At 41.5% G+C, this 22,809-nt stretch carries 21 protein-coding genes and 1 pseudogene; 6 read left to right on the top strand and 16 right to left on the bottom strand.

Features of this window, described 5'->3' with window-relative positions; genetic code table 11:
- Positions 1-267 precede the first annotated feature (267 nt).
- The 11 genes and pseudogenes from grpE to QMQ21_RS19490 all read right to left on the bottom strand — a co-directional run.
- A complete protein-coding gene (gene grpE / locus QMQ21_RS10290; RefSeq protein ID WP_000046038.1) occupies positions 268-792 on the bottom strand; it encodes a nucleotide exchange factor GrpE in 525 nt (174 codons plus the stop codon).
- A gap of 26 nt (positions 793-818) precedes the next feature.
- Entirely contained in the window at positions 819-1,853 is a 1,035-nt protein-coding gene (gene hrcA, locus QMQ21_RS10285; RefSeq protein ID WP_261814390.1) for a heat-inducible transcriptional repressor HrcA, read from the bottom strand.
- A 160-nt stretch (positions 1,854-2,013) separates the two neighbouring features.
- Complete coding sequence (locus tag QMQ21_RS10280; protein ID WP_070526504.1) at positions 2,014-2,526, bottom strand: DUF2812 domain-containing protein; 513 nt, start codon at positions 2,524-2,526, stop codon at positions 2,014-2,016.
- Between the two features lie 34 nt (positions 2,527-2,560).
- Positions 2,561-3,136, bottom strand: coding sequence for a DUF2812 domain-containing protein (locus QMQ21_RS10275; protein WP_070526516.1), 576 nt, complete (start codon positions 3,134-3,136; stop codon positions 2,561-2,563).
- Positions 3,136-3,456 carry a PadR family transcriptional regulator gene (locus tag QMQ21_RS10270; protein ID WP_031233152.1) on the bottom strand — a complete coding sequence of 107 codons (321 nt, stop codon included), beginning with the start codon at positions 3,454-3,456 and terminating at the stop codon, positions 3,136-3,138. Before QMQ21_RS10270 ends, QMQ21_RS10275 begins: the two co-directional genes overlap by 1 nt.
- A 119-nt stretch (positions 3,457-3,575) precedes the next feature.
- Positions 3,576-4,922 (bottom strand): type I glutamate--ammonia ligase, encoded by a 1,347-nt coding sequence (gene glnA, locus QMQ21_RS10265; RefSeq protein ID WP_001122886.1) that lies wholly within the window; start codon positions 4,920-4,922, stop codon positions 3,576-3,578.
- 36 nt (positions 4,923-4,958) lie between these two features.
- Positions 4,959-5,315 (bottom strand): transcriptional repressor GlnR, encoded by a 357-nt coding sequence (gene glnR, locus QMQ21_RS10260; RefSeq protein WP_000659548.1) that lies wholly within the window; start codon positions 5,313-5,315, stop codon positions 4,959-4,961.
- A 76-nt stretch (positions 5,316-5,391) separates the two neighbouring features.
- Positions 5,392-5,919: an FUSC family protein gene (locus QMQ21_RS10255; protein ID WP_049515975.1), complete on the bottom strand. Its 528-nt coding sequence runs from the start codon at positions 5,917-5,919 to the stop codon at positions 5,392-5,394.
- Between the two features lie 135 nt (positions 5,920-6,054).
- Positions 6,055-7,254 carry a phosphoglycerate kinase gene (locus QMQ21_RS10250; RefSeq protein WP_247949803.1) on the bottom strand — a complete coding sequence of 400 codons (1,200 nt, stop codon included), beginning with the start codon at positions 7,252-7,254 and terminating at the stop codon, positions 6,055-6,057.
- Between the two features lie 89 nt (positions 7,255-7,343).
- Positions 7,344-12,263, bottom strand: a complete 4,920-nt coding sequence (locus QMQ21_RS10245) for an endo-beta-N-acetylglucosaminidase (RefSeq protein ID WP_425604003.1) — start codon at positions 12,261-12,263, stop codon at positions 7,344-7,346.
- 291 nt (positions 12,264-12,554) lie between these two features.
- Positions 12,555-12,617, bottom strand: a pseudogene (locus tag QMQ21_RS19490) (YSIRK-type signal peptide-containing protein); the annotation flags it as partial.
- Between the two features lie 303 nt (positions 12,618-12,920).
- On the opposite strand from QMQ21_RS19490, the gene QMQ21_RS10240 reads away from it, so the two are divergent.
- Positions 12,921-14,552 carry a Na/Pi cotransporter family protein gene (locus QMQ21_RS10240; RefSeq protein ID WP_024057392.1) on the top strand — a complete coding sequence of 544 codons (1,632 nt, stop codon included), beginning with the start codon at positions 12,921-12,923 and terminating at the stop codon, positions 14,550-14,552.
- Between the two features lie 98 nt (positions 14,553-14,650).
- On the opposite strand, the gene QMQ21_RS10235 is transcribed toward QMQ21_RS10240, so the two are convergent.
- Positions 14,651-14,947: a bacteriocin immunity family protein gene (locus tag QMQ21_RS10235; RefSeq protein WP_004260989.1), complete on the bottom strand. Its 297-nt coding sequence runs from the start codon at positions 14,945-14,947 to the stop codon at positions 14,651-14,653.
- Between the two features lie 21 nt (positions 14,948-14,968).
- Positions 14,969-16,033 (bottom strand): glutamyl aminopeptidase, encoded by a 1,065-nt coding sequence (pepA, locus tag QMQ21_RS10230; protein WP_261814387.1) that lies wholly within the window; start codon positions 16,031-16,033, stop codon positions 14,969-14,971.
- Positions 16,034-16,317: 284 nt separating this feature from the next.
- On the opposite strand from pepA, the gene galE reads away from it, so the two are divergent.
- The 5 genes from galE to QMQ21_RS10205 all read left to right on the top strand — a co-directional run bounded on the left by galE (position 16,318) and on the right by QMQ21_RS10205 (position 21,175).
- Positions 16,318-17,316, top strand: a complete 999-nt coding sequence (gene galE, locus QMQ21_RS10225) for a UDP-glucose 4-epimerase GalE (protein WP_261814386.1) — start codon at positions 16,318-16,320, stop codon at positions 17,314-17,316.
- A 143-nt stretch (positions 17,317-17,459) separates the two neighbouring features.
- A complete protein-coding gene (locus tag QMQ21_RS10220; protein WP_261814385.1) occupies positions 17,460-18,419 on the top strand; it encodes an ABC transporter permease in 960 nt (319 codons plus the stop codon).
- Entirely contained in the window at positions 18,409-19,365 is a 957-nt protein-coding gene (locus tag QMQ21_RS10215; protein ID WP_261814384.1) for an iron chelate uptake ABC transporter family permease subunit, read from the top strand. Before QMQ21_RS10220 ends, QMQ21_RS10215 begins: the two co-directional genes overlap by 11 nt.
- Positions 19,362-20,114 carry an iron ABC transporter ATP-binding protein gene (locus tag QMQ21_RS10210; RefSeq protein ID WP_261814383.1) on the top strand — a complete coding sequence of 251 codons (753 nt, stop codon included), beginning with the start codon at positions 19,362-19,364 and terminating at the stop codon, positions 20,112-20,114. Before QMQ21_RS10215 ends, QMQ21_RS10210 begins: the two co-directional genes overlap by 4 nt.
- A 95-nt stretch (positions 20,115-20,209) precedes the next feature.
- Positions 20,210-21,175, top strand: coding sequence for a siderophore ABC transporter substrate-binding protein (locus tag QMQ21_RS10205; RefSeq protein WP_261814382.1), 966 nt, complete (start codon positions 20,210-20,212; stop codon positions 21,173-21,175).
- A 111-nt stretch (positions 21,176-21,286) separates the two neighbouring features.
- Here the strand turns inward: QMQ21_RS10205 and yidD are convergent, their stop codons facing one another.
- From yidD to scpB, 3 genes are read right to left on the bottom strand one after another with little or no spacing between them, the layout of a single operon-like run.
- Positions 21,287-21,529 carry a membrane protein insertion efficiency factor YidD gene (yidD, locus tag QMQ21_RS10200; protein ID WP_000821624.1) on the bottom strand — a complete coding sequence of 81 codons (243 nt, stop codon included), beginning with the start codon at positions 21,527-21,529 and terminating at the stop codon, positions 21,287-21,289.
- Positions 21,529-22,251, bottom strand: a complete 723-nt coding sequence (locus tag QMQ21_RS10195) for a pseudouridine synthase (RefSeq protein WP_261814381.1) — start codon at positions 22,249-22,251, stop codon at positions 21,529-21,531. Before QMQ21_RS10195 ends, yidD begins: the two co-directional genes overlap by 1 nt.
- On the bottom strand, positions 22,238-22,807 hold the full coding sequence (scpB, locus tag QMQ21_RS10190; protein ID WP_261057861.1) for an SMC-Scp complex subunit ScpB: 570 nt from the start codon (positions 22,805-22,807) through the stop codon (positions 22,238-22,240). The genes QMQ21_RS10195 and scpB overlap by 14 nt, the downstream gene beginning before the upstream one ends.
- Positions 22,808-22,809 lie beyond the last annotated feature (2 nt).

Genomic DNA, 22,809 nt, shown 5'->3' with positions numbered 1-22,809 from the left:
TCCTTAAATTTTAATTCGAATTTTGATTTTTTTGATATTCCCCTTAAGTGGTGGGGACGTGAGCAACTCCCTACGGGATTTCATCACTTATTTTTGAGCCTATTGTCTCAAAAATCCCCTGTTTCAGTAGCCAAAGCTACTGAAACTTTCACCACGGCGGGCAATATCCTCCTTGCAAGCCTTCGGCTTGCTTTTTATCTTTCTTTCATAGTTTATTGTCGTTTCGGACAAGTTTTATATTATGTATGTTGCAACCGTCAGAATTGCCTAGTTGTAGACAACCACCATTGCTGGGCGTAGGATGCGGTCATGGAGTTTGTAGCCTTTTTGGAAAACTTGAGCGATGGTATCTGCTGGGTGTTCATCGTCTGCTGGAAGAGTTTGGATGGCCATATGATAGTTATGGTCAAATTCACCGTCAGCTGCGATTTCTTCGATTCCTTCTTCTTTCAAAGCGTGAATCAAGCTTTCTTGCACCATTTCCAAGCCCTTCTTCACATCATCTGTCAAACCTTCAACTGCGAGTGCACGCTCAAGGTTGTCCAAAGAAGGGAGAATCGCTTTTGCCAAGTCCTGGCTACGATAACGTTGCAAATTTTGACGCTCTTCATTGGCACGGCGTTGGATATTTTGCATTTCTGCATGAGCGCGAAGATATTTATTTTCGAACTCATCTGCACGTTCATTTGCCAAGTCCAATTCAGACTTCTCAGGAGTTGTTTCTTCTACCGTTTCCACAACTTCCTCTTCTTGAACTTCTTCTACTTCTTCATTTTTTATATCTTGGGCCATTTTCGCCTCCTTTAATGATTTCAATCTTAATGTACTTCGTAATGATTACTGCTGAGGTAGCGGTAAAAATCTGTCAACTTCATGGTCAAAACACGATTGACTACATTGACTTGGTTGATTAATTGCTGATAATCCAGATTAACTGGACCGATAATGGCTAGAATTCCAACTCCCCGATAAGGAATGAGGAACTTGCTACTAATCACCGCTAGGTCGGCTAGACAGGACTCTTGACTGTCTGCAACACGGACGTTTTGCATCTGATCTTCACGCAATCCCTCACGAATCTCCAGAGCCACCTTTTGCGGTTGGTCAAAGAACTGATAGGCTGCCAGATTGGCAAAATTCAAGAGATTAACCTTGCCGGCCACCACAATGTTTTCGTTGAACATTTCCTTAAAGATATGTTCAAAGAGATCCATAACATTGTCCGTTGTTGTGAAGTAACGCTGGATAATCTGCGGAATCTCCGTCCGAATCTTGTAGTGAATATCTAGAACGGTGTGGCCGAGGAAACGTTCCTGAATGATGCTCTTCAGTTTCAGCAAATCCTCCTGCAAAAAGTTCCTTGGAATCAGAAACTGACTGGTAACCGTTCGAGACTCGTCTAGGGTAAATACTGCCAAGGCTGTATGTTGCCCCAAAACAACTATATCAAAGGCTGTCAAACGTTGCCTGCTCGGCTCAACATCCAGTGCTACTACCGTACAGCCACTCAAGTCTGTCAGCAGGTCAGCAGCCTCTTGCAGAATATCCTCCAATTTGAAGAATTCCTGATCAAAGGCTTTGACAATCTCATAAACCTCATTTTCAGCCAGTCGGTCAAAATCCAGTGAGTGTTTTACATAGTACTGAAAACCAGCAACACTTGGCATCCGACCACTTGAAGTATGAGCCTTCTCAAGCAAACCTTGTTTTTCTAGAGCCGCCATGTCATTACGAATAGTTGCACTGCTAGAGTTAATAGACTCTTGCAAGGCTTTGGATCCGACAGGTTCGTGCGTTTTGGTAAAGATGTCAATAATCAGATTTAGAATATCCTGCTGACGCTCTGTAACCATCTCATCACTCCTCTCTGTCTGATCAATTAGCACTCGATACACTCAAGTGCTAACTCATGATTCTATTATACACCCTTAAAAGAGAATGTCAAGACAAAAACTCAAAAAATTAGCACTCTTGTTAAAAGAGTGCTAAAAATCAGTCTAAAGACCTAGAACCTTACTGTTTATCTACTCGGTATGCCCTTTTAAGTCTAAAAAAACCATAGATTAGATAAGAAATCATAAGAGCATATAAAACAAAAATAATGAAGAAAGACATAGAAAGATCTTCTCTAAACGAACTCATACAAACAACAAGACCGCCTGAGAAAGCAACTGTACATGAACGAAGTCTATTTCGCATAACTTCCCATCTGAGCCCCTTACTCATATAGACTTTATCTTCTGGAAGTAAATTAGAAGACGATTTACGAAGAATCGAACAAGAACCTGCTCCTATCAATTCCCAACCTCTATTTCTAAAATCTTGCAGTTCATACTTATACTTTTTAAGAAATCTAGAATCATAGATACAGTAGATGACATCGTCTGGTTGACATTGGTCAAAATAGAAAAAACCAAAACGACTCGTTCTATACTTCCAACCTTTCAAATGCATCTCATGTAAATATTCTTCTTCCTTGTCCAAATCAACAATGGTGAAAATCCGAAATTGCTTTTTATTTATCATGACTTCCCCTCCAATTTTGAGCATACCTACCCTATCATAAATCTGATAATTCCTTCTTTTTATGCCATAACTTCCAGCTAATATAGGCAACTATTAACAAAAGGATTAAAGACAAGAAAATATCTAGCCCGACCGCAAATAAACTCCATAGACCATACGCATTACTTTTATTGAGCAACTTAAGTAAGAATGGTATATGTATGGCTAGCAAAAGTAAAACAGGTACTAATCGCAGTCTTAAAATGCGATTAACCATAGCTAACTTCCCGGCCGCGTCATTATAAATTTCAAACTCTGCATCCGATTCAATTTCAGAATGTACTTTTCTAAAATAGGAAAAACTATTAAAGTCTGTAATATGCTCCCAGCCACAGTCTTTAAACAGTTGTAAATAGGAAGCTCTCTCTGATTTTTCCATTGGGTAAAAGTCCAACTGATAAGACACTTGCTCAGGGTTACACTTTTCAAAGGTATACTTAACTGCAAACAATAAGATAGAATAGCTTACTTTCCTAAGTTTCCAGCCCTTAGCATGCATTTCTCTAAAGTATAGAGCCTCCCTCTCATAATCCGCAATTGTAAAAATTCGATAAACAATTTTCTTTTCCATCATCCTTCCTCCCGACTGTTTCTATAGAGCCGTTCAATACGCTTCAATTCAATATCTAAGACTTTGCGTCCCAAGTCTGTAATCTGATAGATTTTCCGTTTTTCCTCTTCGCGGACAAAGGAAATCAAACCATCCTTTTCCATCTTTGACAAGGTTCCATACATAGTTCCAGGACTAATCGAAACTTGCAAATCTGTCATCTCCTTGACCTTTTGCGTAATACTGTACCCATGACCTTCCTTTTGCAGACAGAACAAGATATAAAAACCCGTTTCCGTCATCGGAAGATAAACTCGACGAATCTTATCCGTTAATTCCATTTGCATTCACCTCCTATTCAATTCGATATATCGCACTTCGTTATATAAAATATATCACACCTCGATATAAAACACAAGAAAAAAGATCACCCTCAGGCAATCTTTCTTCTATATTAGTATTAGTAAAGGTCTAAATAATTATCAATTTCCCATTGTGAAACGAAGGTTGCATAACTTGCCCATTCGATTCGTTTGGCTTCAAGGAAACTAGTATAGATATGTTCTCCAAGAGCTGCTCTGACAACCTCATCTTCTGTCAAAGCTTTCAAAGCGTTGTGAAGGGTTGATGGAAGGTCTGTAATACCAGCTTCCTTACGCTCTTCTGCTGTCATGATGTAGATATTTTCTTCGATAGGAGCTGGTGCTTCGATTTTATTTTCAATACCATGCAAACCAACTTCCAAAAGAACAGCCATAGCGATGTAAGGGTTCGCCATTGGATCCACTGAACGCAACTCAAGACGAGTTCCCATACCACGTGAAGCAGGCACGCGCACAAGTGGCGAACGGTTACGACCAGCCCAAGCAATGTAAACAGGCGCTTCATAACCTGGAACCAAACGTTTGTATGAGTTAACCGTTGGGTTCATGATGGCAGTATAGTTGTAGGCATGCTTAATCAAACCACCAAGGAAATGGTAGGCCGTTTCTGACAACTGCATTCCTTTTGGATCATTTGGATCAAAGAAGGCATTGTTTCCTTCTGCATCAAACAAGGACATATTACAGTGCATACCTGATCCGGCAATACCAAATTTTGGTTTCGCCATAAAGGTTGCGTAAAGACCATGTTTGCGAGCAATGGTTTTAACAACGAGTTTAAAGATTTGAATCTTATCACAAGCACGGAGAACTTCATCGTACTTAAAGTCAATCTCATGTTGTCCAACCGCAACCTCATGGTGACTTGCTTCTACTTCAAATCCCATTTTGGTCAAGACATTGACAATCTCACGACGTGTATTGTCCGCAAGGTCAGTAGGCGCCAAATCAAAGTAGCCACCCTTGTCATTTACTTCAAGTGTTGGGTCTCCATTTTCATCAAGTTTAAATAGGAAGAATTCTGGTTCTGGTCCAAGGTTGAAGGACTTGAATCCCACTTCTTCCATGTGACGAAGAGCACGTTTCAAATTGCCACGAGGATCACCTGCAAATGGCTCACCTTCTGTTGTATAGACATCACAGATCAAACCTGCAACACTTCCATTTTCATCTCCCCAAGGGAAGACTGTCCATGTATCCAAGTCAGGGTACAAGTACATATCTGACTCATTGATACGTACAAAACCTTCAATAGAAGATCCATCAAACATAGCCTTATTTGACAAGACTTTATCTAACTGTTCATCTGTAGCAGGAATTTCGACGTTTTTCATGGTTCCCAAAATATCTGAGAACATGAGACGAATAAAGGTAACATTTTTTTCCTTGACTTCACGACGAATATCTGCAGCTGTGATTGGCATGAGTTTTCTCCTTAATGTATAACTACTTGCGGTTGCCTAACCGCGACCAAAAGGTGACCGTACTGAAGCAAAGCGACCCTGTTGGAGGAGTTCATTATGAAGTGCACGACGCACCTCAGTCTGACTCACCGCTTTCTTGGATTTCGCTTCACGTTCAGCATATTTTTTCTTAATGGCAGCGATATTATAACCTTCAGAGATATAATCTTTGATTTCAAGCAGACGATCCATGTCATTCAAGGAATACATGCGACGGTTCCCTTCGTTTCGATCAGGCTTAATCAACTCTTGATCTTCATAATAACGAATCTGACGCGCCGATAGGTCGGTCAACTTCATAACACTGCCGATAGGAAAAACAGCCATATTTCGGCGAAATTCTTTTTCCTTCATTTACAATTTCCTTCTTTCTGTCTATTATAGTCTAAAAAAAGACAAACGTCAATTGATAATGTTATAAAATGTAACATTATTTTTCTTTTTTCTCTAAAATGAGCCGAATACGATCAATATCGTAATTTACGAGAATTGCGACAAAAACTCCCATAAAAGTTTCTGATACACGCGCAAATACGTACAAAATTGTTTCGCCACTCGGAATCGATAGGGTAATGATTAACATAGCTGCTACACCACCAATAACTCCTGCTTTGTTATTCATGGCTACATTTGTCATAATGGTTAACATGGTGCATATTGGAACAACTACTAAGGTTACCCAAAAGGCTTCGTGGAAAAAGGTATTTAATAGGAAGAAGAGGAGGGCATAGAGACCACCGATACTATTTCCTAGAATACGCGAAGTCCCAAAATGGACACTCTTATCAAAACTCTCCCTCAGGCTAAAAACGGCTGTCAAAGCACCAATTTGAAGACCTTTCCAACCAAAAAAGCCAAAAATCAAGAGAACTAGAAAAACAGCAATACCTGTTTTAAAGGTTCGCATACCAAGTTTGAACTGGGATTTATCGAATTTATATTTTTTAAAATAACTCATAATCTCAACTTTCTATTTCCATTTTATCATAAATCGGTGATTTTTATGAGCAATAGTTGAGAGGAAGCGTTTTTATTTTAAGCAAAAGAAAAGAGGAACTTTCATCCCTCTATTCTTTGATTTAGTTATAAAATCTTATTTTTCTGTCAAGGCTGCAAGTCCTGGAAGAACTTTACCTTCAAGAAGTTCCATTGATGCTCCACCACCAGTAGAGATCCATGAGAACTTGTCTGCACGGCCAAGGTTAATCGCTGCGGCAGCTGAGTCACCACCACCAATGATTGATTTAACTCCTGGTTGTTTCACGATAGCGTCCATCACACCAATTGTACCAGCTTGGAAGTCTGGGTTTTCAAATACACCCATAGGTCCGTTCCATACAACTGTTTTCGCACCAGTCAAAGCTTCATCAAATTTAGCGATAGATTTTGGACCGATGTCAAGACCAAGGAAGCCTTCAGAAACTGCTTCACCTTCAGTGTCACGCACTTCTGTGTAACCAGCAAATGCGTTTGCTTCTTTTGAGTCAACTGGCAAGATCAATTTACCATTTGCTTTTTCAAGAAGAGCTTTCGCAACATCCAATTTGTCTTCTTCTACAAGTGAGTTACCGATTTCGATACCTTGTGCTTTGTAGAATGTGTAAGTCATACCACCACCGATAAGGACTTTATCAGCTTTTTCAAGCAAGTTTTCGATAACACCGATCTTGTCTGAAACTTTTGAACCACCAAGGATAGCCACGAATGGACGTTCTGGAGCTTCAACTGCTTCTTGGATGTAGGCAATTTCGTTTTCAAGAAGGAAACCAGCAACTGCTTTTTCAACGTTTGCTGAGATACCAACGTTAGATGCGTGTGCACGGTGAGCTGTACCGAATGCATCGTTTACGAAGATACCATCTCCAAGTGATGCCCAGTATTTACCAAGTTCAGGATCGTTTTTAGATTCTTTCTTGCCGTCAACATCTTCGTAACGAGTGTTTTCAACCAAGAGAACTTGTCCATCTTCAAGAGCGTTGATAGCTGCTTCCAATTCAACACCACGAGTGACACCTGGAAGGAAAGCAACATCTTGACCCAATTTAGCTGCCAAGTCAGCAGCTACAGGAGCAAGTGATTTACCAGCTTTGTCTGCTTCTTCTTTTACACGACCAAGGTGAGAGAAGAGGATAGCACGTCCACCTTGTTCAAGGATGTACTTGATAGTTGGAAGAGCTGCAGTGATACGGTTGTCGTTGGTAATCACGCCATCTTTTACAGGTACGTTGAAGTCAACACGAACGAGGACTTTTTTACCTTTCAAGTCAACGTCTTTAACAGTAAGTTTTGCCATGTTACAAAAACCCCTTTATTTATTTTATTCGAAACTATTATATCACACTTTGGAAATATAAGGAAAGATTTCACAAGATTTTTCGATATTTAATCTTCATCTTCTTTTTTCTGCTTCAATGTCAAGGCTAAACTAGCAAGACCAAGGCTTGCCAATCCTGCTATTAGGGCTTCATTGGCATCAGCAGTTCCTGTGTTTGGCAATTGTTTGCTTGCTTCTTCTGATTTAACTGCTGTATTTTGGGCTGGTTTTTCTTGTGTAGGCGCTACTGCTGGTTCAGTTTTTACTTTTGTTCCAATTTCAACAATTTCTGGAATCGCCTCTTGAATGACTTCTGTTGAACGAAGGCGACGCTGACCGTTCTCATCAACTTCAAAGACATGTCTTAATAGACCATCTCGTCCCTGTATGATGACTCGTTGTTCCCCAACTAGCATATCAGCATTTTCATGCTCTTGACGGTCAAAGGCAACCTTTTCCTCTTGAACTTCCAATTTAGGAGCCTTTTGTTGATCAAAAGCCGGTTGATTAGTAGGTTTTGGAAGGTCTGTGTTTTGTGGTGCTGGCTTGGCAGGAATGAGACCAGTACCTACTTCTACGATTTCAGGACTTGCTTCTTTCAAAACTTCTGTAGCGCGAAGCGTACGATTGCCTTGACTATCTACTTCAATCAAGCGACGAATTTGTCCTTCAACTCCTTCTTGGACAAGTTGACGTTGACCGACTGTAAGATTTGGATTTGGACGTTCTTGGTGTTCGAAGGCGATACTTGTCTCTTCGACTTCTAATTTCGGAGTATCCACAACCAAATTCTTGACACCTTCAGCTGGTTCCTTGCTTGAAATAACTTTTTCTACTGGTTTAGCAGGTTGTGGTTTTTCAGCAGATTCATAAACAAAGGCATAATGAGTAAAGTGTGGCGCTGTAAAGATGACATGACTATCCGTTTGTTCAAAAGCCAATTCTACTGCCTCTTTGCCTTCAGGCAAGAAGAAGACTTTCTTCACTTTCTTATCTTTTTCAATTGGAATTTTCACAATAGAAGCGTAAGAGAGATCAACGTCTTGACCTTTTTCATCTAGACCTTCTATTTCAAAGACATGAGCATCTTCTCCAGCAAAGTATTTCTTCTCTTCAGCACTTGCTTGAACACGCTCTACTTTCAAGCCCTTGATGATAGTCTTCTCTTTATTTGAGAAGTGTACTTCAACACCTGTTTTACTATCAGAAAAGACTGCTGGCTTGTCTTCTTTCAATAAAGCAACCAGATCTTTTAGACTCTGTTTCGCTGTTGCAAGCTCTTCTGGACTCAAATCTACTTTTTCAACCAAGGCCTTATTTTTCTCAAGAAGCGGAGCTAGGGCAGAACCTGAAGGATGGTTTGGTTTGGCAGCCAAGAGTTCTTGAGCCTCACCTGTTAAGCGATCAAGTTCTGTCTTTTCTTCCGTAAATTTCTCTTGACCATTCAGAGCTTTATGAGCTTCTGTCAATTTATTGAGACGATCATTCACCTGATCTTGGGTGCTAGTTTCATGGTCTTTCAACACTTGTTCAGCCGCTTCAATTGCTTTCAAGAAGGCTTCTTTTACTTCTGGTGAAGCAAAGTTATAGACCACCTTGTTCTTAGCCGCTTCAACTTCTGCTAATTTTTGTTTAAGGTACTCATCGTTCAATGCTGCTTTTGGAGATACCAAAACATCAAAGTTGACTTTATGACCTTGGTAACGAAGAGTCAAGGTTTGACGGCCAGTCTTTTGAGCATCGTAACCAGAAATTTCAACTCCCTCATCAGTAAAGGAATGTTCTTCCATGGTGTCATTGCTATAAGCCACTGCAAAGCGTCCTTCAGACAAGTCTAAGCTATCACCAACTAGGTAATCTTTTTTGGGTTCCTGACTTACTTCAATTCCCAAAATAGTTTTCGGACTTGCTTCATCTTGACTAGTAACAGTCACTGATAAATTAGCATGTACCGGTTGCCCCAAATATTGTAAAGTAAGATTTTGTTCTCCCTTATGATGCGTATCAAAACCTGATACTGATACACCCGCGTGAGTTAGGCGAATAAGTTCGTCCTCAGCTCCACCTTCATACTGAACTCGAAGAACACCACCTCTAAGGTCTAAATCCTCCCCTTCGGCGTAGCTTGTTTTCTTAGGTCCTGTTTCTAGGCTGACTGACTTGATTCTTCTGTCATCTTTTGGAACGGAAACTGCTAGGACATTACTAATTTCCTTACCTGGCAACTGGGTACGATAGTAAAGTAGGCCAGATTGATTTGTCAAATCCAATGGTGCACTTGCTAGGTCTCCTCCAACTTCACTCTTCAAGGTTGCAAGCGGAGTTTGAGAATTTGGATTGTCATAAACGGTAATGGTAGCTCCAGCTGGAACATCTGCAAAGCCAACTTGTACCTTGTTATTACCTAAAGTACGAGCTGCAGCCTTGGCCATCGGAATATTGACGCTTTCTGTATCAAGCTTTTCATACATTTTCCAGTTATAGATACGAATAGCCTTCCATGGAGTTCCATTGTCAGAAGTAACGACATTCAAACGCCAATCTTGAGCTGTGATAGGTTTGTCAAGGGTAATATCTGTAACATGTGCTTTATTGCCACGAACTTCCTTAGCCAACTTCCATTGACCATCCGCATCTTTATAATAAAGGTCAAAGTCTTTGGTGTTCATCAAACCATCGTTTACAGATTCTCCACCAGCTCCAGCATGGTCCATCACCCATCTAACAACTGTACGTGGCTGGGTCAAACGAATATCCACACTACCACTTAACTGTCCAGAAGACCACTTGTCTGAAAGACTGGTAATGGTACCATTCAACATACCTTCGATACCTTCTCCACCTTCAGTCTTAGGGAAAGTACTATCAATAACTGTTGCACCTGGAACGATATTTTCAGCTAGTGGTTTTGGTAGGCTGGTATCTTTTACAGTCATGCCCCAATCAAAGGTTGTTGTCGCAGCTTCTGAACGAACTCCATTTTTACCGACTGCTACAACTTTTAGTTCTTGAGTTGTACCCTGAGCACTTGCTGAGCGGCTAACTTTTGGTAGATAAATAGTTGTAGAAGATGAGCCAGTTAGTAATTTCCAGCTGTCTCCATCTTTTTCGTAAACTTCATAGAAATCTGCATCCTTGTTGCCTTTAAATTGCACAACTGCTTCCGCTTCTTGGGCATTTTTAAGGACTTGTTTGGCTACAGCTACTGTGGTTGGTGCCTGAGGAGCATCTTGATTATTGCTGATGGTCAATTGCCCCAGGTTAAATTGATAACCTTTTAAGTCTTTGTCATTTTCAAAATAGAGTTTAATACCGTAAATTGTTTTACCTGCCAAGGCACTCAAATCAAAATCATCGGTAGTCCAGTTATCTGAAACTGTCAATTCTTTACGGGCAGCTTCATCACCGTAGGTATAATCTTTCTTGGTTGCAAATTCTACATAAACCTTGGTCCCTTTGCCTCCTTTGTGGGCAACATGCAATTTAGTTGTATCTGTCACCTTCAAGCGAGTAGAGTACAAATTCACATCTTGCTTGGTCGCACCTGAAAGATCCCCTGCAAATTTGAGAGAAGTTCCACCATTATAAGCATCTTCAAAATCATAGCTTGCTTTCAACTTATCACCAGTTGATTTTTGCCACCAGCGCCATGTTGGAAGAACACCTGAAACTGAACGGTAATTCCACTCAGAATCCTTAGAAACCTTACCGTCTACGAACCATTTTCTACCATGACCTGTATTAAAGGAAGTAGTAAAGGTATGACCTACTGCTGGCGTGCGGTCTGCAACTAGGTTAGCAATACCATACCAATCTTTGTCACCTGGTTTTTGACCAGTAGGGTCACCTTGGTAACCTGTAAAGAAGATATCTTCATTTTTATGATAATCTTCACCAGTTTTTCCTAAACTTGTAATGGTATCTGGGGCAAACAAACCAAGAGACAGACGCAATTTCCCATTTTCATCTAAAATGTCATTCCATTTGACCTTGGTCTTGTAGGAACCACCCTGTTGCAATTCCAAACCTGCAAATACATCATAAGGATTACGACCAATCCAGTTGGCAGTTGTAATAGTGTAATCATTCTTAGCCTTATCCCAGTTAAAGTTAGCAAAGAAGTTGTCTGCTGGAACCTTATCTCCTTCAGGTTGCATGAATTGGTAGTTGTATTCTCCCAAACCATCTTGGTGGTAACGTCCATAGTTATAGGTCATAGCATCGTACCAAGAATACTTGATTGGATGGTTTACCTTAGCAGCATACTCCTTGGTATAGAGCATAAACTGGCGCATCTTTTCTCCAAGAGGTTCAACCAAATCCCCAGTTGTTTCCTGGTTGATGAAATAGCCATCATAGCCATAATACTTGGCCATATCTACCAATTTACGGGCAATTGGGAAGCTACCATCTGGGTCTTGCTTCAAAGCTTCAGCGAATTTTTCTTGATCAGCAATACTATTAGACCAGTTGAAGAAGAGTGTACCATATACAGGAACCCCGTTACGGTGACCTGCATCAATAACGTCAGGAGTTGGTACGAGACCTTCCCAGAAGACCATTGAATCTAGATATTGCCAATAGTCAAAAGCATAGGCCTTGAACTCTTCTCCACCAACAGAAGCATGGTCTTTTGCTTTAGAATTGGTGTTTGATAGGGCTTGAACTTTTGCTTCCTTGCTAGCTTTTTCATTGACCAAATGACCTGTCCGACGTGAAGCGAGGGCGACAGACCCGCGGTTAATAGCATCATCTTCACGAGCACCTGGTTCCCATTTTAACAATTCTTCCCAAGAATTAAATTTGATTTCCTTTGGTTTTAATGTTTTTTCTGTATTTTTAGGGACATCTGGCTGGACTTCTTTTTCAGTCTTATTAGCTTCTGCTGCTGGCTTAGACTCATCCCCTTGGCTAGTTGCTTCAGGCTTTGCTTCTATTTCCTTGTCAGACTTAGGTTTTGCTTCTGCAGATGGTGTTTCCGCAGCCACCTCACTTGGTTTTTCCTCTGGTTTAGCTACGCTTACTGCCTCTGCAGTTTCAGTAGTTGCAGCTTCATTGCTTGCTGGCGAAGCAGTTTCAGATGCTGTCGCTACTCCTTCTGCCTTTTCTGGCTTATTTTCTCTAGCATGTTCTCCTTCATGCTGCTTGTCAGCTTCATTAGTTGGATGCTCACTCTCTCCTGAAACAAGCTCTGTATTGGCTCCGTTATTTTCAGGAACTGCAGTTTCTTCTGCTAAGGCTGGACCAGCAAATAAAACAGCCCCAATCATCAGCGAGCAGGCTCCTACTGATAACTTACGAATACTGTAACGACAACGTCTTTCAAAAAATAGATTCTTCATTTTCTCCTCCTAAAAGATTGATTTTGTTGCACAAAAGAAAGCGCTTAACTTTCTTTATAAAATTTTTATCCCAATCACAGGGACCAAGATAATTCCTCCCTCATTTTAAAATATTTCTTTTAAATGTCAATATATAAAAGGAAATATCTATATCTAGGTTAGAAATTGGTAAAATTAATATAATTAAGGCCCATTCTAACGAATTTTCTTTCTAAAATCTTAGCTTAACACTTGTTAGATTTACTTTTATCCTTTAAAATAGAATAGGAGAAATTCCGTTATTATTTTTCGGAGGAAAAAGAAATGTCCATTAATTGGCAGGAAATTTTATTTCACTTTTTAGGTGGTCTGGGACTATTCTTATATAGCATCAAGACCATGGGAGACGGTTTGCAACAAGCTGCTGGAGATCGCCTTCGTTTTTACATTGACAAGTACACTAGCAATCCCTTTTTAGGTGTTCTAGTCGGAATTGTCGTGACTGCCCTGATTCAGTCAAGTACAGGGGTTACAGTTATCACGGTTGGGCTGGTCAGCGCTAGTCTTCTTACTCTTAGACAGGCTATCGGAATTATCATGGGAGCCAACATCGGAACCACCGTTACTTCCTTTATCATCGGTTTCAAGCTTGGTGAGTATGCTTTACCCCTGATTTTCCTTGGAACCATGTTCCTATTTTTTACAAAAAACAGAACAGCAAACAATATCGGGCGCATCCTGTTTGGTGTAGGGGGAATCTTCTATGCCCTCAACCTCATCAGTGCCGGTATGAGTCCTCTTAAAGATTTACCACAATTCAAGGAATACATGGTAACCTTGGGACAAAATCCTGTGTTGGGAGTTTTTGCCGGTGCAGTGATTACCGTCCTCATCCAAGCTTCTTCTGCGACAATCGGGATTTTGCAAGGTCTCTATGCAGGGGGATTCCTTGACCTTAAAGGTTCGCTACCAGTTCTCTTCGGTGATAATATCGGGACAACCCTAACAGTTATCATCGCGGCAGCTGGAGCCAATATCTCTGCGAAACGCGTTGCTGCAACCCACGTCACCTTTAACGTATTAGGAACTATCCTTTGCTTAATCTTATTAGGTCCATTTACATCTATGATTGAGTACTTCCAGGCACTCCTTCACCTCTCACCTGAGATGACCATCGCCTTCTCTCACGGTGCCTTTAACGTAAGTAACACCATTGTACAATTTCCATTCATCGGAGCCTTGGCCTACTTTGTAACCAAGCTCATCCCTGGTGAAGATGAAGTTGTCAAGTACGAGCCACTTTATCTTGATGAGCATTTGATTAAACAAGCTCCATCAATCGCTCTCGGAAATGCCAAAAAAGAACTCCTTCACTTGGGAAATTATGCTTCCAAAGCCTTTGACCTTTCATACAACTACATCATTGACCTCAATGAAAAGGTTGCTGAAAAAGGACACAAGACAGAAGAAGCCATCAATACCATTGATGAAAAATTGACTCGTTACCTTATTACTCTTTCAAGCGAGGCCCTTAGCCAGAAAGAAAGCGAAGTGCTGACCAACATCCTGGATTCATCCCGTGATTTGGAACGGATTGGGGACCACGCAGAAGCCCTAATCAATCTGACTGACTACCTTCAACGTAAAAATGTTGAGTTCTCTGAAGCTGCTTTACAGGAATTGGCTGATATCTATCAAAAAACCACTGGCTTTATCAAGGATGCCCTTGATAGCGTAGAAAACAATGATATTGAAAAAGCTCAAAGTCTGATTGAACGCCATAAAGAAATCAACAATATGGAACGTGTTCTCAGAAAGACCCACATCAAGCGTCTCAACAAGGGCGAGTGTTCAACACAAGCTGGGGTCAACTTTATCGACATCATTTCCCACTATACTCGTGTATCTGACCATGCCATGAACCTTGCTGAAAAGGTCATCGCTGAACAAATCTGATAACCAAGAAGCTATCCTGAATAGGATGGCTTTTTTTCTTTTCCTAATCAAGAATTGCTTTTCTAACATATAAAAAAATGCTTTGATTCACAATGGAATCAAAGCATTTTAAAGAGCTCCCCGTACATAAGCGCAGAAGCTGCGGTTCCTCTGTACTTAGCTTCTTCTCTTTTGATAAAGCGGGCCAAGTTGAGCAACTCAGGTGCCGGATGTTTAGGATTCAGGAGCAATTCACGATTGACCAGGCCTGAGAGACGAACTGCCAGCAATTGCTCATTTGTAGTAGGCAGTTTTTTAGCAGTCTCTAGGAGAGCAGCAACTAAATCTTCACTCAAATCATGTCGAGCATGATTGTAAAGATCTTTTACAAGGCTTTCTAGGTTTGGTTCTACCATCCCTACCACCTCCCTTATGGTTTAATAATTTTTAATTAAATCAACCGTTGAACGATCCAATTTTTTCACCAAGGCTTGCAAGAAAGCTTGAGCTTCTATGAAGTCATCCATTGCATAGAGGGTTTGATGAGAATGGATATAACGAGCGCAAACACCGATTGTTGTAGATGGGACACCACCATTTTTCAGATGAGCTGCGCCAGCGTCTGTTCCGCCTTTTCCACAGTAGTATTGGTACTTGATACCAGCTTCCTCAGCTGTTGTCAAAAGGAAGTCCTTCATTCCTGGGAGAAGCAAGTGACCTGGATCGTAGAAACGAATCAAGGTTCCATCCCCAATCTTACCTTGACCACCATAAACATCACCAGCAGGTGAACAGTCAACTGCCAGAAATACTTCTGGGTCAAATTTGGTTGTTGATGTATGGGCACCACGGAGACCAACCTCTTCTTGGACGTTAGAGCCCAGATAGAGTTCATTGCCAAGTTTTTGATCTGACAGAGCTTCCGCCAACTCGCTAACCATAAGAACACCGTAGCGGTTGTCCCAAGCTTTTGAGATGATATTTTTTTCATTGGCTGTCAAGATTGCAGAGCTATCAGGGACAATCGTATCACCAGGACGGATGCCAAAGCTTTCTGCCTCAGCCTTATCCGCAAAACCGCCATCAAAGACGATATCTGCAATGGCTGGCATGGTTGGTCCACCCTTTCCACGAGTCAAATGTGGAGGAACAGAGCCTGAAATCACAGGAATTTCACGACCATCACGAGTCAGGAGTTTGAAACGTTGGCTGCTGACTACCATAGGATTCCAACCACCAATTTCAACCACACGGAAGGTACCATCTGGCTTTATTTCGCTGACCATAAAACCAACTTCATCCATGTGAGAAGCGACCAAGACGCGCGGTGCATCTGCAGCTTCTGAATGCTTGATACCAAAAATACCACCCAAGCCATCTGTCACCACTTCATCCACGTGCGGTGTCAACTTTTCACGAAGATAAGCACGGACAGGTGCTTCATGACCTGAGATCGCAGCAAGTTCTGTTACTTCTTTGATTTTTGAAAATAATGTTGTCATTTCAGTTCCTTCTTTCTTTCATCCATTTTACCACTTTTTATAGGAGAAGGATAGCGGGAAGGTGGATTTATCTTAGTCTTACTGTATCTTATAAAAAGCTTGTATTTTCTTGCATGTGAGGTGAAATCTAAGAACTATTCCAAGATCAACCAAACTATTAATTTCCAAACATAAAACAATCCAATGCTATATTTGTTCAATTTTTTCATGAAATTTCCAGAAAATAGTTGACTTTGCCTTCTTATTTCTTTAAAATAGTACAAAACTAGGAAAAGGAAAAAATCATGACCAAAACAATTCTTGTTACAGGTGGAGCTGGCTATATTGGCTCCCATACCGTTAAAGCTCTTTTAAATGCTGGCTATCAGGTACATGTTCTAGATAATCTCTCTACAGGAAATCGTTCAGCTGTAGATAGTCGTGCTAGCTTTAAACAACTGGATGTTTATGATGCCAGTGCCTTAAAAACTTACTTGGAAGAAAACAAGATTGATGCTGTTCTCCATTGTGCAGGTGAGATTGTTGTGAGCGAAAGTATTGAAAATCCAAGTAAATACTTCACTGCCAATGTTGCTGGTATGAACCAAGTTCTCAAAGTCTTGTCCGAAGTTGGTATTCAAAAAATCATGTTCTCTTCGACTGCTTCCCTCTATGGTAATAACTGTATTGACAAGCCTGCAACTGAAGATACCCTGCTCGACCCTGTCAACCCTTATGCAGAAACAAAACTGATGGGTGAACGAATGATTTACTGGATGGCCAATCGCTACGATTGGAAATATGTCATTTTCCGTTACTTTAATGTAGCTGGGGCTGAAATGGATGCTTCAAACGGTCTACGTGTGAAAAATCCAACTCATATCATTCCCAATATCAACAAAACCGCATTGGGACAAAATGATAGCCTGAAAATATTTGGAGATGACTACGATACACGTGATGGTTCATGTATTCGAGATTACATTCATGTCTTGGACCTTGCACAAGCCCACGTGAAAGGGATGAATTACCTCTTTCAAGAAAACAGTTCTTCTCAAATCTTTAACTTAGGAACTGAGAAAGGTTATACCGTCAAAGAAATCTTTAAAACTGCTGAAGAATTGCTGGATCAAAAAATCCCACACGAGATTGTTGCTCGTCGTGCAGGTGACCCAGCCAGCGTCCTAGCAGATGCATCAAAAGCTAAACAATATCTTGACTGGCAGGCTAGCTACTCCCTCGAAGATATTATTTTATCAGACTATCGTTGGCGAGTTAAAGAAGGTAAAAATATTTTAGAATAGGAAAACTGAGGAGAAAGTCCTGGTACTCTCTCCTTGCTTTATTTATTAAATTGTCAGAAAATTTATTGACAGATTAAAGAAATCGTGTTACAGTAATATCCGCAGGTATCTTTCAATACCAAATCTACATGAAAGGACGGGGTATGAAACTTTCTCATTATTTAATTGGCTTACTTCTACTCCTGGTCTTTCTCTCCATTAGCATTGGGACCAGTGATTTTTCATGGGGAAAACTCTTTGCTCTGGATCATGAAACTTGGCTTCTCTTTCAAGAGTCCCGTCTTCCAAGGACCATTAGCATTCTCCTGACGGCCTCTAGTATGAGTATGGCAGGACTTCTCATGCAGACTATCACTCAAAATCAGTTTGCTGCTCCAAGTACAGTTGGAACGACTGAAGCCGCCAAACTAGGAATGGTATTGAGCCTCTTTGTCTTTCCGTCGGCTAGTCTGACCCAAAAGATGCTCTTCGCTTTTGTTTCATCCATCGTATTCACCCTCTTCTTCCTAGCCTTTATGACCATTTTTACTGTAAAGGAAAGGTGGATGTTGCCTCTGATTGGGATCATCTATAGTGGAATTATCGGTTCTGTGACAGAAGTTATCGCCTACCGTTTCAATCTGGTTCAGAGTATGACAGCTTGGACCCAGGGCTCCTTCTCCATGATTCAGACTCATCAGTATGAATGGCTTTTCTTAGGGCTCATTATCCTGATAGCCGTTTGGAAATTATCCCAAACTTTTACCATCATGAATCTAGGAAAAGAAACCAGTGAAAGTTTGGGGATTTCTTACTCTCTACTTGAAAAACTGGCCCTCTTTCTGGTGGCGCTAACGACTAGTGTCACCATGATTACCGTGGGTGGCTTGCCATTTCTCGGAGTCATCGTTCCCAATCTTGTCCGCAAGCGCTATGGAGATAATTTGAGTCAAACCAAACTCATCGTCGCACTGGTCGGTGCCAATCTAGTTCTGGCCTGCGATATCCTATCCCGAGTTCTGATTCGGCCCTATGAGCTGTCTGTCAGTCTTCTACTAGGAATCATTGGTAGCCTCGTCTTTATCCTACTTCTCTGGAGAGGGGGACGAAAAGATGCAGTTTAAAAGCAAACATACCAAACTCTTCTGCCTTCTCATTATCCTCGCCATCGGAGCTTGCCTTCTCTACTTTTGGCCCATTACTCACTTGTCAGCCTTTTCTTGGAAGCTGCGTTCCCAAAAGATCATCGTTTATCTCTTGGTAGCTATCGCGACAGGGATTTCGACCATTAGTTTTCAAACACTGACGGAAAATCGTTTCCTGACGCCAAGTATTTTAGGAATCGAATCCTTCTACGTCCTACTGCAAACTCTACTACTGGTTTTTGAAAGTAAGTTTCTTCAACTCGGGAAGTCTCCTATCTTAGAATTCCTAGTTTTGCTTCTGCTTCAATCCCTCTTCTTTCTTGCCTTACAAGGCTACTTGAAGACACTGATGAAGCAAGATCTGGTCTTCATCCTGCTGATCTGTCTAGCCCTCGGAAGTCTCTTTCGAAATATCAGTACCTTCCTTCAGGTCCTGATGGATCCAAACGAATACGATAAACTGCAAAACGGTCTCTTTGCCTCCTTTCAACATCTCAACACTTCCATCCTAGCCATCGGCTCTCTGATCATCATTGCTTTGACAATCTTTTTCTTTCGAAAAGCAGTCATTCTGGATGTCTTGCACCTACAAAGAGAAACAGCTCAGATATTGGGACTCGATGTTGAAAAAGAACAGAAAGAGCTCCTCTGGGGCATCGTACTTTTAACTTCAACGGCCACTGCCTTGGTAGGGCCTATGGCCTTCTTCGGCTTTATGCTGGCTAATATAACTTACCTGATTGTCAAAGATTATCGGCACAAGTTGCTCTTTATCGTAACTATTCTGATTGGATTTATTAGTTTGACCTTGGGACAAGCCCTCATCGAACGAGTTTTTGCTCTGGAAATTCGCATCAGCATGATCATCGAGAGTGTGGGTGGCTTCTTATTCTTTATCTTACTTTATAGGAGGGCGCGTCGGTGAAACTGGAAAACATTGACAAATCCATTCAAAAACAGGATATTTTGCAAGACATTTCGCTTGAAGTCAGTCCTCAGAAACTGACAGCCTTCATTGGTCCAAATGGTGCTGGAAAATCGACTCTCCTCTCCATCATGAGCAGACTGACCAAAAAAGATCAGGGAATTCTCAGTATCAAAGGCCGTGAAATCGAGAGTTGGAATTCGCAAGAACTGGCTCAAGAACTGACTATCCTAAAGCAGAAAATCAATTACCAAGCCAAATTGACGGTGGAAGAACTGGTCAGTTTTGGACGTTTTCCCTACAGCCGAGGTCGACTGAGACCAGAAGATTGGGAAAAAATCCGAGAAACTCTGGACTATCTGGAACTGACCAACTTAAAAAACCGCTACATCGATAGCCTGTCAGGAGGACAACTCCAGCGGGTCTTTATCGCTATGGTACTGGCCCAGGATACAGACTTTATCTTGCTGGACGAACCACTCAACAATCTCGATATCAAGCAAAGCGTCAGCATGATGCAGATTCTTCGGCGACTGGTGGAGGAACTCGACAAAACCATTATCATCGTTCTCCACGATATCAACATGGCCAGTCAGTATGCAGATGAAATTGTCGCCTTCAAGGACGGTCAAGTCTTTAGCAACGGAAGAACAGATCAAATCATGCAGGCTGACCTGCTCAGTCAACTTTATGAGATTCCCATCACGCTGGCTGATATCAATGGCAAAAAGATCTGTATCTATAGCTAATAACATATAAGTTCAAGTTAGAGAACCTTCAATCTCTTAGTCAATAAAACCTAGAGACTCCCTAAATCGTTATCACATTTTAAAAAGGAGAAATCATGAAAACATCCCTCAAACTTTACCTCACTGCCCTAGTAGCCAGCTTCTTGCTCCTACTTGGTGCATGTAGTACAAACTCAAGCACTAGTAAGACGGAGTCAAGTAGCTCTGCTCCAACAGAGGTAACCATTAAAAATTCACTAGGTGTAGTCACACTTTCAAAAGTCCCTGAAAAGATTGTGACCTTTGACCTCGGTACTGCGGATACTATTCGCGCTTTAGGTTTTGAAAAGAATATCGTCGGAATGCCTATAAAAACTGTTCCGGCTTATCTAAAAGACCTTGCTGGAAAAGTCAATAATGTTGGTTCCATGGTTGAGCCAGACCTAGAAGCCATTGCTGCCCTTGAACCAGATTTGATTATCGCTTCACCACGTACCCAAAAATTCGTAGATAAGTTCAACGAAATCGCTCCGACTGTTCTCTTCCAAGCAGGCAAAGATGACTACTGGACTTCTACCAAGGCTAATATCGAATCCCTAGCAAGCGCCTTTGGTGAAACTGGTACACAGAAAGCCAAGGAAGAATTGGCCAAGCTAGACAAGAGCATACAAGAAGTCGCTACTAAAAATGAAAGTTCTGACAAAAAAGCCCTTGCTATCCTCCTCAACGAAGGGAAAATGGCTGCCTTTGGTGCCCAATCTCGTTTCTCTTTCTTGTACCAAACCTTGAAATTCAAGCCAACAGATACTCAATTTGAAGACTCTCGCCACGGACAAGAAGTCAGCTTTGAAAGTGTCAAAGAAATCAATCCTGACATCCTTTTTGTCATCAACCGTACCCTTGCCATCGGTGGGGACAACTCAAGCAACGACGGCGTCCTAGAAAATGCCCTCATCGCTGAAACTCCTGCCGCTAAAAATGGTAAAATTATCCAACTCACACCAGACCTCTGGTATCTAAGCGGAGGCGGTCTTGAATCAACAAAACTCATGATTGAAGACGCACAAAAAGCCTTGAAATAAGCAACTTCAAACTCAACTAACATCTTTACATGATAAAACGCATCCTATCAGACTCACTCAAACCTGATAGGATGCGTTTTTATCATTTCACTAAAATATTTTTACCCATCCTCATTTTTCTTCTTGATTCCGTTTGAGTGAAAAGTGGTCTGGGACGGGGTCCTTACCTGTTTTCGACCAGGGATGGCAACGTAAAATCCGTGCCAAGCCCATCAAGACACCCTTAAAGCCATGTTTTTCAATAGCCTGAATCATGTAATTGGAACAAGTAGGCTCAAAGCGACAAGAGGGGGGAAAGGCTGGCGAGATAAACCGTTGATAAAAGCGCACAGGCGCTATTAAAATTCGTTTCATTATTTCTTGGTTACAGCCATGGTATGTAGTTGGCTGATTTCTTTTTTATTAAGACGACGGGATTCTCCTGGACGGAGTCCTGTCAAGTCTAGATGTCCAAAACGAGTCCGTGACAACTTGTCCACTTGAAGACCGACAGCTTCAAACATCTTTTTAACCTGGTGGTTACGCCCTTCATGGATAGTCAACTGCACCACAGAGCGATTTTTGACTGGATCCACTTTAAGAATCTCATAGACAGCCGGCTTGGTTTTCTTACCATCAATCTCAAGTCCACGGGTCAAGGGGCGGAGATTATCCTTATTGGCCACACCTTTAACACGCGCGACATAAACCTTATCAATCTCATTACGAGGGTGAATCATCTCATCCGTAAAATCCCCATCATTGGTCAAAATCAAGACTCCTGATGTATCCCAGTCCAAACGACCTACAGGGTAGATGCGCTCCTTCACGTTGGGCAAGAGATCGACAACCGTCTTGCGGCCCTTGTCATCTGTCACACTGGAAATCACACCACGTGGTTTGTTAAGCAGATAATAGACCTTTTCTTCGTTGTAGATAGGTTGACCTTCCACTTCGACCTTGTCGCCTGACTTGATGGTCGTTGCTAGTTCACGCACTACTTGACCATTGACCATCACCAAACCTTGCTTGATCAGCTCTTCTGCTTTTCTCCTACTGGCCACACCTGCGTGGGCAATATACTTATTGATTCTCATCTTCTTCTATCCTTTCACCAAATAATTGGCTTTCTTGGGCTTGAATCTCAAGCTCATCAATCACTGGTAATTCTTCTAAATGGTTTATCCCCATGTAATCTAGGAAATAATCCGTAGTCACATAGAGGTTGGGGCGCCCCAACACTTCTTTTTTCCCGTCTTCTCGTATCAAGTCAAAGGCCTGCAACTTTGCCAAGGCCCCACTCGAGTTGACCCCACGGATGGCATCAATTTCTATCCGTGTGATGGGTTGTTTGTAGGCAACGATGGACAAGGTCTCAAGGGCCGCCCGAGATAAACTCTGGTTGATAGGTGCCTTTGAGTATTCTTTCAAAACCGCTGCAAATTGAGGCTTGGTCACCAATCTATAAGCGCCCCCTGTCTCAATCAGAGCCAAACTGTAATCTGGGTCCTTTTCATACTTCTGGGCTAATTTTTCTAAACTCTGTTGGATGCCTGTCGGTGGCAGAGAGAGGAGTTCAGCTAACTGGCGGACTCTAATCCCATCTTCACCCGCTACAAACAAGAGCGCTTCTATTTTTGCTAAAGTACTCATCT

The sequence above is a fragment of the Streptococcus bouchesdurhonensis genome, assembly GCF_948472335.1.
The sequence above is the reverse complement of the archived record's forward strand: the minus strand, read 5'-3'. Positions and strand labels throughout refer to the sequence as shown.

What these genes read in the sequence shown, in the direction of transcription:
- grpE (WP_000046038.1), bottom strand. Translation starts at nt 792, where the DNA reads ATGGCCCAAGATATAAAAAATGAAGAAGTAGAAGAAGTTCAAGAAGAG.
- hrcA (WP_261814390.1), bottom strand. Translation starts at nt 1,853, where the DNA reads ATGGTTACAGAGCGTCAGCAGGATATTCTAAATCTGATTATTGACATC.
- QMQ21_RS10280 (WP_070526504.1), bottom strand. Translation starts at nt 2,526, where the DNA reads ATGATAAATAAAAAGCAATTTCGGATTTTCACCATTGTTGATTTGGAC.
- QMQ21_RS10275 (WP_070526516.1), bottom strand. Translation starts at nt 3,136, where the DNA reads ATGGAAAAGAAAATTGTTTATCGAATTTTTACAATTGCGGATTATGAG.
- QMQ21_RS10270 (WP_031233152.1), bottom strand. Translation starts at nt 3,456, where the DNA reads ATGGAATTAACGGATAAGATTCGTCGAGTTTATCTTCCGATGACGGAA.
- glnA (WP_001122886.1), bottom strand. Translation starts at nt 4,922, where the DNA reads ATGCCAATCACAGCTGCAGATATTCGTCGTGAAGTCAAGGAAAAAAAT.
- glnR (WP_000659548.1), bottom strand. Translation starts at nt 5,315, where the DNA reads ATGAAGGAAAAAGAATTTCGCCGAAATATGGCTGTTTTTCCTATCGGC.
- QMQ21_RS10255 (WP_049515975.1), bottom strand. Translation starts at nt 5,919, where the DNA reads ATGAGTTATTTTAAAAAATATAAATTCGATAAATCCCAGTTCAAACTT.
- QMQ21_RS10250 (WP_247949803.1), bottom strand. Translation starts at nt 7,254, where the DNA reads ATGGCAAAACTTACTGTTAAAGACGTTGACTTGAAAGGTAAAAAAGTC.
- QMQ21_RS10240 (WP_024057392.1), top strand. Translation starts at nt 12,921, where the DNA reads ATGTCCATTAATTGGCAGGAAATTTTATTTCACTTTTTAGGTGGTCTG.
- QMQ21_RS10235 (WP_004260989.1), bottom strand. Translation starts at nt 14,947, where the DNA reads ATGGTAGAACCAAACCTAGAAAGCCTTGTAAAAGATCTTTACAATCAT.
- pepA (WP_261814387.1), bottom strand. Translation starts at nt 16,033, where the DNA reads ATGACAACATTATTTTCAAAAATCAAAGAAGTAACAGAACTTGCTGCG.
- galE (WP_261814386.1), top strand. Translation starts at nt 16,318, where the DNA reads ATGACCAAAACAATTCTTGTTACAGGTGGAGCTGGCTATATTGGCTCC.
- QMQ21_RS10220 (WP_261814385.1), top strand. Translation starts at nt 17,460, where the DNA reads ATGAAACTTTCTCATTATTTAATTGGCTTACTTCTACTCCTGGTCTTT.
- QMQ21_RS10215 (WP_261814384.1), top strand. Translation starts at nt 18,409, where the DNA reads ATGCAGTTTAAAAGCAAACATACCAAACTCTTCTGCCTTCTCATTATC.
- QMQ21_RS10205 (WP_261814382.1), top strand. Translation starts at nt 20,210, where the DNA reads ATGAAAACATCCCTCAAACTTTACCTCACTGCCCTAGTAGCCAGCTTC.
- yidD (WP_000821624.1), bottom strand. Translation starts at nt 21,529, where the DNA reads ATGAAACGAATTTTAATAGCGCCTGTGCGCTTTTATCAACGGTTTATC.
- QMQ21_RS10195 (WP_261814381.1), bottom strand. Translation starts at nt 22,251, where the DNA reads ATGAGAATCAATAAGTATATTGCCCACGCAGGTGTGGCCAGTAGGAGA.
- scpB (WP_261057861.1), bottom strand. Translation starts at nt 22,807, where the DNA reads ATGAGTACTTTAGCAAAAATAGAAGCGCTCTTGTTTGTAGCGGGTGAA.